We start from the raw sequence: 15,195 nt of genomic DNA on the forward strand, positions 1-15,195 counted from the left end.
CCGGTCAGTCGGAGAGCGCAGCCAGGAACTTCTCCGCGTCCAACGCGGCCGAACAGCCGGTGCCGGCGGCGGTGATGGCCTGGCGGTAGGTGTGGTCCACGAGGTCCCCGCAGGCGAAGACGCCACGCAGGTTGGTGGCGGTGGAGCCCTGCTTGGTGAGGACGTAGCCCTCGCCGTCGAGGTCCACCTGGCCCCGGACCAGTTCCGAACGCGGCTCATGGCCGATCGCGATGAACAGGCCCTGGACCGGGAAGTCGCGCTCCTCACCGGTGAGGGTGTCGGTGAGGGTCAGGGACTCCACGGACTTGTCGCCGTTGATCCCGGTGACGGCGGAGTTCCACTCGAAGCTGATCTTGGGGTCCTTCTCGGCCCGGGCCGCCATGATCGCGGAGGCGCGCAGGGCGTCGCGACGGTGGATGACGGCCACGCTGGAGCCGAACCGGCTGAGGAAGGTGGCCTCCTCCATTGCCGAGTCCCCGCCGCCGACGACGGCGATCGGCTTGTCGCGGAAGAAGGCGCCGTCGCAGGTGGCGCACCAGGACACGCCGCGCCCGGACAGGCGGTCCTCGTCGGTGATCCCGAGCTTGCGGTAGCCCGAGCCCATGGCGAGGATGACCGCGTGGGCCTTCCAGACCACGCCATCGGAGTCGGTGACCAGCTTCACGTCGCCGGTCAGGTCGAGCTCGGTGGCGTCGTCGGTGATGATGTTGGCGCCGAAGCGCAGGGCCTGCTTGCGCATCTCGTCCATGAGGGCTGGGCCCATGATGCCCTCGGAGAATCCGGGGTAGTTCTCGACCTCGGTGGTGTTCATCAGGGCGCCACCGGCGTCGAAGGAACCCTCGAAGATGACGGGGTTCAGGGCGGCGCGGGCGGCGTAGATTGCGGCGGTGTAGCCGGCGGGTCCGGATCCGATGATGATGAGGTCGTGGACCTGGTCGGACATGCAAGCTCCTGGGTGTCGATTGGCGGGCGCCCCCATCCTATGCGCCCGCAACTGCGGTTCCGCGCAGGGCTTAACCAAGCGGTCGGTCAGTAGGCGAAGGCCTCATCCACCAACGCGGCGGGGACGTCCTCGAGGCGGGCGTGTTGCCACTTCGGGGCGTTGTCCTTGCGTACGAGCAGAGCCCTCACGCCTTCGAGGAAGTCGACGGGGATGACCGACTCCGCCAGGCGCAGGTCCTGGGTGAGCACCTCGGGGATGTCAAGGGTCTCGGCGCGACGCAGGGCCCGGAGCGCGACGGTGACCGCGAACGGGCTGCGGGCGCGCAGGTCCTGGGCCGCGCGCCTGGCGTCGGGGTGCTCGTGGTTCTCCAAGCGGTTTGCGATCTCCACGACGTCGTCGCCGGCGTAGCACTCGTCGATCCACTCGGCGGCGGCGTCGGACAGGGGAGTGGGGAGATCACCAACGGCCGACTCGTCGGCCAGTCCCATGGCGATGGCGTCACCACCGTTGAACTGGGCCGAGGTAAGGGCAACGTGCGTGCCGACGCCACCGGCCCTGGCCAGCTGGTACATGACGCCGGCATCGGGGAAGAAGCCGATCTTGGTCTCCGGCATGGCCATGAGCGTCGAGTCGTCGACGATCCGGGAGCTGGCCTTGGAGGCGAACCCCAGCCCGCCGCCCATGGTGATGCCGAACATCTCCGAGCGCGTGTGCTTGGGGTAGCTGTTGATCAGGCCGTCGAGCGCGTACTCCAGTTCGAGGTACTGCAGCCAGGCCCCGTCGTTCGCCACGAGCTCGGCGAGTTCGCGCACGTCGGCGCCCGCACAGAATCCGCGCTCCCCGGCACCCTTGAACACCACTTGCGAGATCTCGGGCAGCGGCGGCTCACCCTCGTGGCTCTGGCGTCTGGTCCAACCTGTGAGCGCGGAAACCATCGCCTCGAGCATTTCCAGGTTCAGGGCATTGATGGCCTTCGGCCGGTTCAGCGTCAGGGTGGCGACGCCGTCGTCGACGGTGGCCTGAATGAGTTCCGACATGGCCTCCAGCGTAGACACCCACCCGATGCTCGGGAGATCATCCCATGAATATCAGGTCATTCGAGCCTGAGCCCGGGCCGCATCCTGCGCAGCACGACGCGCGCGGTCTCGTCGTCGATGACGAGGTCGGTCGCGACGCCCGCGCGGAGCGCCCCGAGCACCGCGGGTGCCTTGCTGGTGCCGCTGACCACGCAGATCCGCTTCGGGATCCGGCGCAGCTCGTCGGGATTCATGCCGGTGGCCCGGTCGTTGAACGCCACATCGCGCCAGGAGCCGTCCTCGCGCAGCATGACGGTGCACACGTCACCGACGACGCTGGCGGACTTCAGTTCGGCCAGGTCCCTCTCGCTGAGGTAGTTGGACGCGTAGACGTGGGACTGCAGCTCCGAACCGAGCCCTCCGACGCCGAAGACCGCGACCCGCGTCCGGGCCCGCACCTCGAGCATGTGCTGGGTGCTGGTCTCCAGCCACATCGCGCGCCGGGTCTGGGGATTGTCGAAGAACGCGGGCAGCGGGAAGAGCTGCTCGTCGGCCCTGAAGGCGGCGGCGAAGCGCTGCAGGATGCTGCCTACGTAGGGCAGGCCCGTCGTGCGGTGGTTTGCGCCGCCGTTGAGCCCGACGATGGTCACACCGCTCAGGTCCCTGGGCCTGAGGTGCGACGCCATCGCGGAGGTGGTGGTGCCCCAGGCCACGCCTACGGTGTCCCCGTTGCGCACGGTCTCGTCCAGGAGGGTGGCGGCGACGCGAGCCACCTGTTCCAGCCGGAAGACGCTGCTGGCCCCATGGCGCACGTTCACCAGGTGGGTCTGGACGTGGAAGAAGCGCTCGAAGAGCTCAGAGATGCGGGTGGAGGGCCGGTCCGGATCCACCACGGTCACCCGGACCAGGCCGCGGTCCTTGGCGTCCTTGAGGAGCCGCGACACCGTCGAGCGTGAAACCCCGAGCTGGTTGGCTATCGCCTCCATCGTCTCCGCCTGCACGTGGTACATGCGGGCGACCCGTAGCAGCGTGTCGTTGTTGCGGCGCACGGCCACTCCCTCTCCGGGGGAACGTTGGTTTGTTGCGCCAGCCTACAGGGTGGATGCACGAACGTGCAGCGGCCTTGCAACTACGTGCAGCTGCAGGGAGGGTTGAAATCACGCGGATCGAAGGAGAACGCATGTCAAGCAAGCTGTCCACTGAACAACGCTCCGAGGCCATCGAGGCCCTGGGGACACAGGAGTTCGACGTACTTGTCATCGGCGGGGGCGTCACCGGCGCCGGGATCGCCCTTGACGCCGCAGCGCGCGGCCTGCGCACAGCTGTTGTCGAGGCACAGGACTGGGCCTCCGGCACGTCGTCGCGATCCTCCCGGCTGGTCCATGGCGGGCTCCGCTACCTGTACAACCTGGACTTCAAGCTGGTCGCCGAAGCCCTGAGCGAGCGAGGCGCCCTGCTGAGCAAGATCGCGCCGCACCTGGTGGAGGCGCAGCCGTTCCTGTGGCCGCTCAAGCAGCGGGTCATCGAGCGCGCGTACTCCGCCGTCGGCGTCGGGGTGTACGACGCTCTGGCCCTCATCGGCTCGGGTGGCAAGAAGACCGTCCCGATCCAGCGCCACCTGAGCAAGAAGGGGGCGATGGAGCACTTCCCGGACATCAAGCCATCGGCGCTCATCGGCGCGATCGAGTTCTACGACGCGCGCGTGGACGACGCCCGTCTGGTGATCACCCTCATCCGCACGGCGGTGTCCCTGGGTGCCGTGGCTGCCAGCCGCACAAAGGTGACCGAGATCCCGCGGGGCACCGACGGCCGGGTCACCGGAGCGAAGGTCGTGGACCTGGAGTCCGGGCGCGAGCTCGAGATCCGGGCGAAGCACGTCATCAACGCCACGGGCGTCTGGACCGAGAAGACCCAGGCCATGGCCGGCGGTTCCGGTGGCCTGCGGGTGCTGGCGTCGAAGGGCATCCACATCGTGCTGCCGAGGGAACGCATCAAGGCCCGGTCCGGCATGTTCCTGCGCACCGAGAAGTCGGTGTTGTTCATCATTCCCTGGCAGCACTACTGGGTGATCGGCACCACCGACACCGCCTGGCATGAGGAGTTGCAGCACCCCGTACCCACCAGCGCGGACATCGACTACCTGCTGGAGCACGCCAACTCCGTGCTCGCCAAGCCACTCACGCGCGACGACATCATCGGCACCTACGCGGGCCTGCGTCCGCTGTTGCAGCCAGCGGTGCTGGACGAGTCGAAGTCGACGAAGGTCTCCCGCGAGCACACCGTGACCGAGGTCGCGCCCGGCATGGTCGCGATCGCCGGCGGCAAGCTGACGACCTATCGCGTGATGGCCGAGGACGCCGTCGACTTCGCGCTCGGCAAGGCAGAGGCCAAGCGCAAGCCGTCTGTGACCAAGTCACTGCCGCTGCTGGGTGCTGCCGGCTACGACGCCATGAGGAACCAGGCAGCCCACATCGGACAGAAGTACGGATTCGACGACGACCGGGTCAAGCACCTGCTGTCCCGCTACGGTTCGGAACTCGGCGAGCTGCTGGCCGAGATCGACCGCGACCCGAAGCTCGGGGAGCCGCTGACGGCGGCACCGCAGTTCCTGCGCGCCGAGGTGCACCGAGCCTGCGCCGTCGAAGGGGCCATGCACCTGGAGGACATCTTCGTGGCCCGGGTCCGGCTGAACTCCGAGGCCCGCGACAGGGGCGGGTCCGCCGTCGATGAGGTGGCCGACATCGCAGCTGACGTGCTCGGCTGGGACGAGGCTCGCAAGCAGGCGGAAAAGGATCAGTACCGGGCAAGGATCGCGGCCGAGCTGGCGGCCGAGGAGGAGGCCACCGACGAGGCGGCCGCGGCCGCGCGCCTGCAGGCACCAGAGGTCGTCGAGGGCGGCTCCCTGGACTGAAGACACCGACGACGACGGCCCCTGCACCTCCCGGTGCAGGGGCCGTTCGGTTCCCGGCCACGGCGTGCGGGGCGCCAGCCGGCTGACGGTCTGTGACCGCTCAGCTGTCGCGCGGGATCTCCTCGACGATGCTGGTCCCCTTTCCATCGCGAGACTCCCACTCCCAGGTCTCATGGAGGCGGAGCCGGCCATCGGGCAGTTCCTCGACGCGGGTGACGCAGTGGCCCGTGGAGGTGATGCCTTGGGTGTTCAGGTGCGCGTAGCGGAAGTCGAGCTGGTCGCCGTCGCGGGTGCCGACCAGGAATCCTCGCACCACGTCGCCGCCCGCGTAGTCGGCGTGCACGACGGCGCTTCTCTCGGTGTACCGGAAGCGGGTGCTGGAACCGACCTCGCCGTCGTCGTTCACGACGGCGGTGAACACGCGTCCGTCAAGGGAGGGGAGGGTTCTCATCGGCTGCTCCAATCGGGGTCGGATGGAGCACATGTTGCCAGTTCCCCGAGGCAAGAGAACAGCCAGGTCACGCGGGGGGCGTGACCTGGCTGCTCTTGTGGTTTCAACCAGTGCTTACTGCTGCATCAGTTGAGGTACTTCGCGAAGTAGTCGCGGATCTGCTGCTCCTGGGCGGCGGTCAGCTTGCCGGTGTCCGGGTGGACGCTGAACGTGGGAGCCGCGTCGTAGAAGTCCTCCGTGAGGCCGCCTACGGTCACGCACTCGTCACCATCGCAGGAGGCGACGAGCTCGACCGGCAGGAACCGGCTCTTTGAGTCGCTGATGCGCTCCTGGTAGAACTCTGCCTCGTTCGACGCGTCGTCCTTGTATACGCGGTGCGCCTTGAGGAGCTTGTCACCGTAGGTGTCGTAGATGTTCACCTTGTAGTCCGCGACGGTGGCCGTGGAGCCTGCATTGGTCGGTGCAGACGTGGTCGGAGTCGGGGACGGGGTCGGGGACGAAGTCGCCGTCGGGGACGAGGTCGCCGTCGGGGACGAGGACGCCGTCGGGGACGAGGTCGCCGTCGGGGACGAGGACGCCGTCGGGGACGAGGACGCCGTCGGGGACGAGGACGCCGTCGGGGACGAGGTGGGATCGATCGGCTGGGGGACCAAGCTCTCGTGCGTCTGCGGGCCGTTCTTCGGCTGCCCGCCTTCGACGCCCTCGATCACCGGCTGCCAGTAGTTCCAGGCCTCGTCACCGACGGTGTCCTTGATCCAGGTGGCCGGCGCACTGCCGCCCTTCTGGGTGAAGCCGGCCATGACCTGCTGGTAGTCGTCCTCGGCGCCGTCGGGAACGGTGTCGACTCCGGGCACGTTCCCGTAGATCTTGTTGCCGGAGACGGTGCGGTTGACCATCTGCTGGGAGACGCCGTCCTTGTTCGGGTTGAGGTACCAGGATGCGGTGGTGGCCTCGTTGAACCAGGTGTTGCCCGACAGGGTGTAGGTCTGGCCCTTTGTGAAGGTGGGCGCTTCGCGCAGGAAGGTTTCCCAGATGAGCTGCGGGTAGCCGTTGGCCTCCTTGCGGTCAGGGTTGGTGAAGTCGAACTCGAGGTGGTCGTACTCCTTCTCCGGGACCGGCTTGGTCCACAGGGCGTTGTTGAGGATCTTTACGCCCTCGAAGGAGTAGTTGATGTTCAGGATGCGACCCTTGCCGCCGATGTCGATGTTGTTGCGCAGGATGATGCCGTCATCGTCGTCGCGGGTGCAGATGGTCACCAGGCCGTAGTGGTTGTCGTGGCTGTAGTTGTACTGCCACACCGTGTTGGGGCTGTCGAGGTCGGGGTCGAACGCGGCGCCGTCCTTCCACGCGGGGTCTGGATCTCCGCTGGCAGGCTGCGTCGGGTTGTCGGGGTCCCTGGTCACGTTGGACAGGTTGTGCGAGACCTCGTTGTACTGGATGGTGGCGCCATCCACGTAGGACGTGAACACCGAGTTGCCGGCGCCGATGTCCGCGGAGATCTCCGAGATGCGGTTGTGTTCGAACACGCCGCCCTCCATCATGCGCAGGATGGCGGCGTTCTTGCCGGTGCGCAGGATCTCGTTGTTGCGGATGACGACGTTGGTGAACTTCACCTGGTCCCAGGTCTGTCCCGTCGCCTGCGTGCCGTCCGAACCGGGATCCACCTTGGCGTCGCGGATGCCCTCGAGCCAGAGGCCGGTCTGGTCGACGTCGTGGATGCGGGTGTTGGTCACCCGGATGTCGTCGAAGCGCCCGGGGGCGCCGGTGTCGCCAAGGGTCTTGGAGATGACGAAGCCCAGGCCACCGTTCTTCTTGCCAAGGTTGCCGTCACCCTTGTAGTCGAGGAAGCCCCAGACGTCGTGGATGTAGAGGTTGTCGAAGTGGATGTGCTCGTAGACCCCATCCTGACCCTCCGTGGCGCGGTTGACCAGGACGTCGACGCCCTGGCGGTACGCGCGGGTCTCCTCGGAACGGACCGGGACGTCGTTGGTGACTTCGAGGTCCGAGATCTCGTAGCCCTCGACGTTCAGGAGCTGGATGGTTGCACCACCCTTGTACTTGTTGGTTGCCGTGTCGATATCCAGGTTGATGCCCCGGATGTGCGGGCGGGTGCCCTCGCCGTAGAAGTTGATCTTGATCGGGTTCGCCGCAGTTCCGGACTCTTCGAGCTTGATGTTGCCGTCGAAGGTCTGGCCCGCCTTGAACTTGACCGTGTCGCCGGGCTGCAGCACCAGGGCGGTGACCGCTGCCGTGGACTTCAGTGGAGCGGACTCCGAGGTGCCGGGGTTGGTGTCGTTGCCGGCAACGGCGTCGACGTAGTACGTCGTCCCCACTGCGGTTGCTTGCTGGGCCCCGATTAGGGAGAGGCCAGCAAGGAGCGCGACGCCGGTGAAAGCGGCTAGGCTCCTCTTTGGATTTCGGTTCACTGTGTCTCTTTCCTGTCGGGAGGCACCACCCACTTGGCAACGCCTCGCTGCGATCCGTGGGACTGAAACTAAGCGCCGTCGTGCGCCTTCAGACACAAGTTGCACTAAATTGCCTCCGGGACAAGATCCGCACCAAAGAGGTGTTTGCCCTTGTCAGAGCAGTGCAACTTGGCTCTGACAACGATAAATGTTTCAGACATGAGCAAGCCCCCAACCCGCTCGGGTGGGGGCTTGCCAGCGTCGGTGACTCAGCTCGCCTGAGCCTGTTCCTGGGGCTCCTCGGAGGACTCGCCCTCGATGACGTCGGACTCGATCGCCCGGTTTCCGCCGGTGTGCTGGACGGAGATCTTGCGAGGCTTGGAGTCCTCGGCCACCGGGATGGTGACCTTCAGCACGCCGTCGCTGTAGTCGGCCGCGATCCCTGCGGGATCGACGCCGCGGCCCAGCGCGAGCTGGCGGGCGACGGTGCCGGAGGCGCGCTCGCGCACCAGCCACTGGCCTTCCTGGCGGGTGTCCTCGCTCCTGCGTTCGGCCCTGACCGTCAGCGTGCGGTCGTCGATGTCGATGTCGATCGACTGCGGGTCCACACCGGGCAGGTCGAATTCGGCGACGAAGTGGTCGCCCGAGCGGTACAGGTCCATTGCCAGACCCGGCTGGGTGGTGCTGCGTGCCACCTCACCGAAGAGGCGCTCCATGTCCCGGAACGGATCGAAACTGCGTGCCATGATGTTGCTCCTTTCGTGGGTTTTGAGTGGCGTTCTTGAGTTGTTCGTACAACTTGAGTGCCTTCGACTCAAGTTTAGTACGGGGCGACGAGGAGTCAAGATTGCCGAAAGGAAAATCAGTTTTCTTGCGGCGTCGCATGGTCCGTGGAGACCAGCGCGCGCCGCGGCGTCGTCGGCGGCTTGCGTTTGCGGCCGCCCAGGATCACGTAGAGCAGGGCCAGGAGGCAGCCTGCGGCGCCCCACACCATCCACCACTGGAAGCCGAGCGCTTCGGCGACCACCTCATCCGGCACAGGCTCGGCCGGGGTGGGGATCCGCTCCCCGGTCACCACGAGGCGGTGGCTGTTGATGGCGATGGGTGTGCAGGTGATGAGAGAGACGAGGTCGCGACCGGGCTGGACCACGAGCAGTTCTGTCTCGTTGGGCTCGATGATCTGGATGTCGGAGATCCGGTAGTTGAGCGTCTCCCCATAGGTCTGCAGCTCGAACTCGTCGCCCAGGTCCAGCTCGCGCAGGTCGGTGAACATGATCGCTTCCGCGAGGCCGGCGTGCCCAGTGAGGACCGAGTGGGTGGACTCACCCCCCACCGGAAGGGAGGTCCCGTAGAGGTGGCCGACGCCGGCCAGGAGGACGGCCTCGCTCGTCCCGTGGTAGATGGGCAGGTCCACCTCGATCTTCGGGATCTTGATCCGCGACATCACACCGGAGGGGACGTCCCTGAGCATCGAGAGGTAGGTGCCGTACTCCTGCGAGTCGGGCGGGGCCAGGAGCCCTGTCTCCGGGTCGTAGGCGGCGCCGGCGGCGACAGTGACGTTGTAGTCCGCGGCCCTCCGCAGTGCGGCGAGCCGGCTCTCCTCGGCGAGGTCATTGACCTCGACGTGGTAGGTGTCAGTCAGTTGGGACTGGATGACGGCGGCGTTCCAGCTGGCGACCGACGGGTACAGGGCCATGCCCAGGCCGAGGAGGCCGATGACCGCGAGCACTGTCCGGGAGGTCAGCCCGTTGCCCCGTGGGCTCCGCGCCTGCGCGGGCCCAGGCTCGGGCATTGCGTGGCGGCCACGCCCGGAGGCGGCGCCATGGGTCATTTCTTGAAGCGCCCGTAGAGGAGGATCCCCAGCACCCCGGCCAGCAGCAGGCCACCGATGACCCAGTAGAACAAGGCAGGTGTGCCCGAGAACTCGACGTCCTCCAAGGGTGGCGGCGGAGGAGTGGCGGGAACCAGCCACAACGCCAGAATCATGTTCAGCACAAATCGGCCTCCTGTCTTGTGGTTGTGATGAGAGCTGGGGCGCGGACCGATTGGTCCGCGCCCCAGTCTCCAGCACGTCAGGTCAGGTTATGCCCTCGGCCCGGCTGACGTGGGTTCATCAGGCAGTCGCACGTGAACGACGCGAGCGCATGCCCAGGACCACGGCGACGAGCACCAGGCCCAGGCCACCGACGCTGAATGCGACGGTGCCAGCTCCACCGGTCTGGGGGAGCAGCGGGCGGTCCTGCTTCACGTTGTCGATGACCACGTCGACGGCGGTCTCGATGCTGCTCGTGACGACGGTGACCAACCGAGGGGCCGCGTCGAGGACGTAGCCGGCAGGTGCCTTGGTCTCCACGAGCCAGTAGTCCTGGGTGTTGTCCTGGCCGGTGACCAGACCGGGGATGACGACGCTTCCCAGGTCGGCCGGGTTGTCGTCGTTGGTGACGAACGTGTTCGTCGAGCCGTCCACGAGCCCCGCCGTGCCGGTCGGGAACTCGATGGGCGTGGCGCCGGGGTTGGTGGCGGGATCGACCGAGTACACCTGGAACTCCGCTCCGGAGATCCGGGCCAGGCTGTCCTGGTCCTGCTTGATGATCTGGATCGCGCCCCAGTTGGTGAGCGGCTCGTTGGACAAGGTCACCGCAGCAACTGCACCGGCAGCGCTGCCGAGCGCCGACTGCGTGATGGAGTTGGGGATCATGCCGTCGTCGATGGTCGTGATGGTGGTCTCCACGACGAGCGCAAGCTCGGCGCCGGGGGTGGCGTTGACAGTGCTCAGACCCGGGGCCAGAAGCGTGATGACCACTTCCTGTCCGGTGACGGTGACCGAGTAGTCGGTGCCCTCAACGAGTGCGACGCCGTTGTAGGTGACTCCGCTGATTCCGGTGTAGGCCAACCGGGGATCGAGGACGTCGGTGAGGGTGTAGGCGGACAGGAGCTCGTCGCCCGGGTAGACCGGCGGGGTTGCCGTGACCGGCCAGGAGACTGCCGAGCCGAGGCCGGAGGCCAATGTCTCGTTGACGGCCATGACCAGCTGCGTCACGACGTTCTTGGGGTAGGTGTGGATGTCGTAGGTCCAGACGTCGTTGATGCTGGTCGGGATGACGACGATCCAAGGGGCAGCCTGAGAGGTGATGGTGACCGGTTCGCCGTTCACGTTCGCGTTCGCGACGCTGGTCTCCTCGACGATGTAGACGCCCACCGGCAGGGGTGTGAAGGCCGCAGCGCCGGTCACGTCGGTGGTGCCCGTTGCGGGGGTGCCGAGGGTTTCGGTGGCCTTGGCGTCGGCGACGGTGAGGGTGGCGAGCTGGTCCCACTCGGCGGGGTCGGAGAGGTCGATGCTGGTGATCTGGGTGACGGTGAAGTCAACCCCTGCGATCGGCTCGGACCCGGAAGGGATGGTGATCTGCTCACCGGTGCCCTCTGCGCCGGGGGTGGCGGGCTGGGTGAGCTTGTGGACGGTGATTGACCCGTCTTCTGTGAAGTCGACGTCGCCGGGTGCTGCGTGGGCAATGGATGCACCACCGGCAAGGCCGAGACCAGCCAGGGTGAGGGCCCCGGCTGCCGCCGCGACGCGGCGAAGTGCCTTGGTTCGGATTGACACGATTTTCCTTTCTTGTTGCTCCGGTGGCTCCGGAACTGGTTCTTGGGGGGTTGGGACAGCCGGGCCGCTGGGAGCGGGTGGAGCCGTCGGGGTGGGGATGATGGGTCAGGGTTTCTGTCTGAACTGGGTCCAGCCGGCCACGCCGAGCAGGGCGAGCACGAGCAGCAGCCCGGTGAGCCACACCACCAGCTGGGTGGAGGCCCCGGTGAGCGGGAGCGCGGGTAGAGTGACGGGGCTGTTCACGAAGGCCTGGGGCTTGCTGTTGGCGAGCGAGACGTCGGTGACGACGAAGTTCCAGAGCTCCGTGGTGAGCTGGAATCCTGTGGGTGGTTTGACCTCGAAGAGTTCGTACTCTCCCCAGGCGAGGCCGGCGACCGCGATGGCGCCTTCAGCAGGGTCGGTGTCACCGGCGCCGTTGTCCACCACGATGGTGGTGCCGCGCGGACCGGTCAGTTCCCATTCGGACCCGGACAATGCCGTGCCGGCGGAATTGGACTTCAGCCACGTCGCCTGGCCGGGCAGGTCCCGGTTGGTGAGGGTGCAGGTGGCGACGTCGCCGGCGTTCAGCGCGATCGTCGGCGACGCGAGTGAGGTGGTGGACTGGGTGCCGTTGAGCGTGCAGGCGATGCTGTACAACTCATATCCGGGTTTGGCCACCTCGCCGATGGTGTAGGTGCTGGGCGGGACATCCTGGGTCTGGCCACTGGCGAACTGGAGGGCATTGGCGGTCAGGACCCAGGCGGATGGGTTGGACGGTGCCCCGTACCGGATGTCGAATCCCTTGACCAGCGTGAGGGCGGCGCTGGGCAGCCGGTTGGTGAAGGTGCACACCACTTCGGGACCGGTGGTGCTGGATGCTCCCAAAGTCAGGGAGAAGGACGCTCCTGTGCCGGAGGTCAGCACCGTTCCCGTCTGCGGGATCCTGCACTCATAGGTGGTCTGGTAGCTCGTAAGCGTGTTGTTGGTCCCCGAGGCGGTCTCGCTCAACGTGTAGTTTCCGATGTTCATCATGACCACCGGCCCGACCTGCTGGGCCTGGACCCCCGTGGCGGTGCCCGTTGTGGTGACGGAAGCGATGTTCGAGCCCGAGCCCACCAGGCTCAGGGTGAACTGGTCAGTGGACCTGACCCTGGTGACGACGTTCTTGGCCAGCGTGATGGTGGGCGGGGTCTGGCAGCTGGCGAGGTCCCGATCCCCGTCGAACACGCCCAGCTCGGTGCCGGCCCAGGTCGTCGAGACCCGCTTCTGGATGGTCTTGTCCGAGGATGCCGTGAACACCGATCCGTCGTTGTCGAAGGCGATGCCCTCGAACACCTTGGGCATGGGGCGCCAACCCGTGAAAGTGGCTGTCAGGGTGGCGTCGGTGGCGATGAGCTCGGCAGCGGGAACGCTGGCGAACCGCGCACCACCGGTGGCGTCGTACTGGCCGAGGTGGAGGTTGCCGCGGGCGTCGAAGGCGAAGTCGCCGCTGGGACTGGACACCGTGCCCAAGGCCAGGGAACCCTCAGACGTAAGCGCCCCGGTGTTCGGGTCCACGCGCCACAGCTGGTAATTCGAGCCGCTGAAGGCGCCGAACCAGTAGGCACCGTCGGGGGCTACCGCGCCGCCGGTAGCTTTCACCCCGCTGGTGATCGTGTGGACACCGCCGCCCGACGGGAAGGGTTGCCAGTTGGTGTCCCCCGACCGCCACCGGAAGATCTCAACACTGCCCGCGCTGTTCGACTCCAGCACCCAGAAGGTGGAGCCGTCCTGGGAGACGCCAACGCCCTCGAAGGTGTCGGAGACGTCGTTGGGCGGGTCCAGCAGCCTCGTCGCCGTCCCACCGGTGATCTTGTAGAGTTCCCCGCTGCTGGCGTCGACGTTGAAGACAGTGTTGGCCTCACAGGAGGTCGATGGCGGCGGGGGCGTGTTGTACACGGTGCAGCCGACGGCGGCGTCGCTGAGTGCGGTCACCGAGAACCCGTTCGCGCCGACGTTGGTGACCGTCAGCGCCGCGCCCGTGTTGAGGTTGCGGCACTCGGCGTTCTTCCCGCTCACCTGGAAGATCTGGTAGCCCGCCTGCTGCTGCTCGGTGACCGTCACGGCGCTCTGGGTGGTGCCGCTGGGGAGGCTCACGTCGAAGGAGACTGTGCTGGTCTCGTCGTTGACGGTGGTGGCGCTGCCGGGAGCGACGGTGACTCCGCTGGTCTGGGCCGTCGCGGTGAAGGTCCAGCCCGGGCCGGCGAGGGTCGCGTTGCTCTTGGTGCCGCCGAGCGGCACCAACTGCTTGGTCACCGTGATGTTGCCGCTGCAGGCGGCCTGGCCCATCTGCACGATCTGGTTGGCGGCCTGCGTGAAGTCCGAGGTCTGGAAGTAGTCGCTGTTCTGGACCGGCCCGGAGATGGCGATCAGGTTCTGCGCTGCGTCGCTGCCAGAGATGCCACCGCCCACGCCCATGGCCACCACCCGAGTGCCCTTTGCCTTGACCGCGTTGGCGCTGAAGATGCCGTACTCGACGTCGCGGTTGGTGCTCCGGACGGTGCTGCTCGAGGCGCTGCTCTCGCGGTTGACGGTGGGGCCGCCGTCGGTAAGCACCACCACGGCGTCGTAGTTGCTGGCTGAGGTGGCGACGGCGCTGAACCCGGCGTCCCAGTTGGTTCCGGCCGAGGTGCCCCAGGAGCTGTAGAGGTTCTTGACGTTCTGGGCCTGGCTGGACGTGGCCACAGGCATCAGGTTGGGGTAGTTGGTGGCGCCGTCGGCGGGGCTCTGGCGGCTGAAGGAGAACAGGGAGACCCGCGACGGGGTGCCCACCAGGCCATCGACGATCTTGTTGACCGCGCTGCGGACCTGGGTGACGTCGGGGATGGAGTTGGACAGGTCGAGCATGAGGGCGACGTCGATCCCGCACTCCTCGTACGGGGCCGGGTTGACGCGCGAGACCTGCCAGTTGCCACTGGAGCTGTTGAAGTGGCGGTCCACTTCCGGCTTCCACATGAAGTCCTGCGTGGACAGGTAGGTGCTCCCCGATCGCAGGCTGGAGCCGGTCTGGAAGGTGTAGGGCATCAGCGTGCCGCCGCCGGAGCTGTTGCGCAGATGCTGGTTCAGGCGCCAGCCGGCGGGGGCGGACTCCGCACGGACGTAGAAGCGGGTGTCCTCGGGTACTGCCGTCTGGGTGGGGTGCCGCTGCCTCCGATCGGAATCACGAAGTTGCAGTCCCCAGCGGCGTCGGAGGTGCACGTCGTCCACGCCCAGGAAGCGTTGTACCTGCTCGTGTCCGAGGAGCTCGAGTACAGGCCGAGCTGCACGCCTGGGCGGCCCACCAGCCCGGTGCCGCCGCGCTTGTTCGTGTTGAATCCGGTGCTGTCACCGCTGACCTTGACCGAGACGACGGCGTGACCGGCGGGGGGTGCCGGGACCGCCGCCGGTGCCAGCGCGGCTGCGGAAAGCTGCGTCGAACGTGAGGCTGCATCGGGACGGCTCATTGCCGACGCCTGGACGGCGGGGGAGAGGGCAAGGCCGCTGAGAACCACTCCGACGACGGCCATCAGGATACGGCGACGTCGGATCCGGCGGTTGCGCAAGGACCGGACCTCTGTCGGGGAGCCGTCGTTGGCTGCCGTCGTCGAGGTGCTCCTGGCCGCGTTCGGGGACACGGAAAGGGGGCTGGACATGAGCTCTTGGCCACCTTTCCGGGGGTAGTTAGGTGTGGGTTGCAGCTCGATGCGGGTGATAGAAACCGGCTTCTCTACCGGCGATATCACTGTAACAAGAAAGTTAGAATAAATTCAATCACAGGGCAACTTGTTGGCTTAAGTTGCACCCATCGTGCGCTACGCTACGCGCCCGCACTTCGTCGGCAACTTTTCCATGGCCTTCAGGTCGCCGCACG

Annotated in this window: 12 protein-coding genes; 1 reads left to right on the forward strand and 11 read right to left on the reverse strand. The window is 66.9% G+C overall.

The window, feature by feature from the left end; genetic code table 11:
• Positions 1-4: 4 nt before the first annotated feature.
• From trxB to LKO27_RS10490, 3 genes are read right to left on the reverse strand one after another with little or no spacing between them, the layout of a single operon-like run.
• The gene (gene trxB, locus LKO27_RS10480) at positions 5-979 is read right to left on the reverse strand and encodes a thioredoxin-disulfide reductase (RefSeq protein ID WP_370630007.1); all 975 of its coding nucleotides are present in this window, start codon (positions 977-979) and stop codon (positions 5-7) included.
• A 50-nt stretch (positions 980-1,029) separates the two neighbouring features.
• Positions 1,030-1,980, reverse strand: a complete 951-nt coding sequence (locus LKO27_RS10485; protein ID WP_227737451.1) for an enoyl-CoA hydratase/isomerase family protein — start codon at positions 1,978-1,980, stop codon at positions 1,030-1,032.
• A gap of 56 nt (positions 1,981-2,036) precedes the next feature.
• Positions 2,037-2,969, reverse strand: coding sequence for a sugar-binding transcriptional regulator (locus LKO27_RS10490; RefSeq protein ID WP_255622471.1), 933 nt, complete (start codon positions 2,967-2,969; stop codon positions 2,037-2,039).
• Positions 2,970-3,139: 170 nt separating this feature from the next.
• Here LKO27_RS10490 and LKO27_RS10495 point away from each other — a divergent pair, with 170 nt between their 5' ends.
• The gene (locus LKO27_RS10495; RefSeq protein WP_227737453.1) at positions 3,140-4,870 is read left to right on the forward strand and encodes a glycerol-3-phosphate dehydrogenase/oxidase; all 1,731 of its coding nucleotides are present in this window, start codon (positions 3,140-3,142) and stop codon (positions 4,868-4,870) included.
• 100 nt (positions 4,871-4,970) lie between these two features.
• Here the strand turns inward: LKO27_RS10495 and LKO27_RS10500 are convergent, their stop codons facing one another.
• The 8 genes from LKO27_RS10500 to LKO27_RS10535 all read right to left on the reverse strand — a co-directional run bounded on the left by LKO27_RS10500 (position 4,971) and on the right by LKO27_RS10535 (position 14,977).
• On the reverse strand, positions 4,971-5,321 hold the full coding sequence (locus tag LKO27_RS10500) for a hypothetical protein (RefSeq protein ID WP_227737454.1): 351 nt from the start codon (positions 5,319-5,321) through the stop codon (positions 4,971-4,973).
• A 125-nt stretch (positions 5,322-5,446) separates the two neighbouring features.
• A complete protein-coding gene (locus tag LKO27_RS10505) occupies positions 5,447-7,654 on the reverse strand; it encodes a hypothetical protein (RefSeq protein WP_227737455.1) in 2,208 nt (735 codons plus the stop codon).
• Between the two features lie 341 nt (positions 7,655-7,995).
• Complete coding sequence (locus tag LKO27_RS10510; RefSeq protein WP_227737456.1) at positions 7,996-8,472, reverse strand: Hsp20/alpha crystallin family protein; 477 nt, start codon at positions 8,470-8,472, stop codon at positions 7,996-7,998.
• A 116-nt stretch (positions 8,473-8,588) separates the two neighbouring features.
• A complete protein-coding gene (locus LKO27_RS10515) occupies positions 8,589-9,518 on the reverse strand; it encodes a class C sortase (RefSeq protein WP_227737457.1) in 930 nt (309 codons plus the stop codon).
• 35 nt (positions 9,519-9,553) lie between these two features.
• Positions 9,554-9,721: a hypothetical protein gene (locus tag LKO27_RS10520; protein WP_227737458.1), complete on the reverse strand. Its 168-nt coding sequence runs from the start codon at positions 9,719-9,721 to the stop codon at positions 9,554-9,556.
• A 118-nt stretch (positions 9,722-9,839) separates the two neighbouring features.
• A complete protein-coding gene (locus LKO27_RS10525) occupies positions 9,840-11,327 on the reverse strand; it encodes a SpaH/EbpB family LPXTG-anchored major pilin (protein WP_227737459.1) in 1,488 nt (495 codons plus the stop codon).
• 105 nt (positions 11,328-11,432) lie between these two features.
• Positions 11,433-14,369, reverse strand: a complete 2,937-nt coding sequence (locus LKO27_RS10530; protein ID WP_370630015.1) for a SpaA isopeptide-forming pilin-related protein — start codon at positions 14,367-14,369, stop codon at positions 11,433-11,435.
• Positions 14,370-14,407: 38 nt separating this feature from the next.
• On the reverse strand, positions 14,408-14,977 hold the full coding sequence (locus tag LKO27_RS10535) for a hypothetical protein (RefSeq protein ID WP_227737460.1): 570 nt from the start codon (positions 14,975-14,977) through the stop codon (positions 14,408-14,410).
• Positions 14,978-15,195: the final 218 nt, after the last annotated feature.

Origin of the sequence: Tessaracoccus sp. OS52, assembly GCF_020687685.1 — a bacterium.
GTDB lineage: Bacteria > Actinomycetota > Actinomycetes > Propionibacteriales > Propionibacteriaceae > Arachnia.

What these genes read in the sequence shown, in the direction of transcription:
- LKO27_RS10495 (WP_227737453.1), top strand. Translation starts at nt 3,140, where the DNA reads ATGTCAAGCAAGCTGTCCACTGAACAACGCTCCGAGGCCATCGAGGCC.
- LKO27_RS10485 (WP_227737451.1), bottom strand. Translation starts at nt 1,980, where the DNA reads ATGTCGGAACTCATTCAGGCCACCGTCGACGACGGCGTCGCCACCCTG.
- LKO27_RS10510 (WP_227737456.1), bottom strand. Translation starts at nt 8,472, where the DNA reads ATGGCACGCAGTTTCGATCCGTTCCGGGACATGGAGCGCCTCTTCGGT.
- LKO27_RS10490 (WP_255622471.1), bottom strand. Translation starts at nt 2,969, where the DNA reads ATGTACCACGTGCAGGCGGAGACGATGGAGGCGATAGCCAACCAGCTC.
- trxB (WP_370630007.1), bottom strand. Translation starts at nt 979, where the DNA reads ATGGGGGCGCCCGCCAATCGACACCCAGGAGCTTGCATGTCCGACCAG.
- LKO27_RS10535 (WP_227737460.1), bottom strand. Translation starts at nt 14,977, where the DNA reads ATGTCCAGCCCCCTTTCCGTGTCCCCGAACGCGGCCAGGAGCACCTCG.
- LKO27_RS10530 (WP_370630015.1), bottom strand. Translation starts at nt 14,369, where the DNA reads ATGCCCTACACCTTCCAGACCGGCTCCAGCCTGCGATCGGGGAGCACC.
- LKO27_RS10515 (WP_227737457.1), bottom strand. Translation starts at nt 9,518, where the DNA reads ATGCCCGAGCCTGGGCCCGCGCAGGCGCGGAGCCCACGGGGCAACGGG.
- LKO27_RS10500 (WP_227737454.1), bottom strand. Translation starts at nt 5,321, where the DNA reads ATGAGAACCCTCCCCTCCCTTGACGGACGCGTGTTCACCGCCGTCGTG.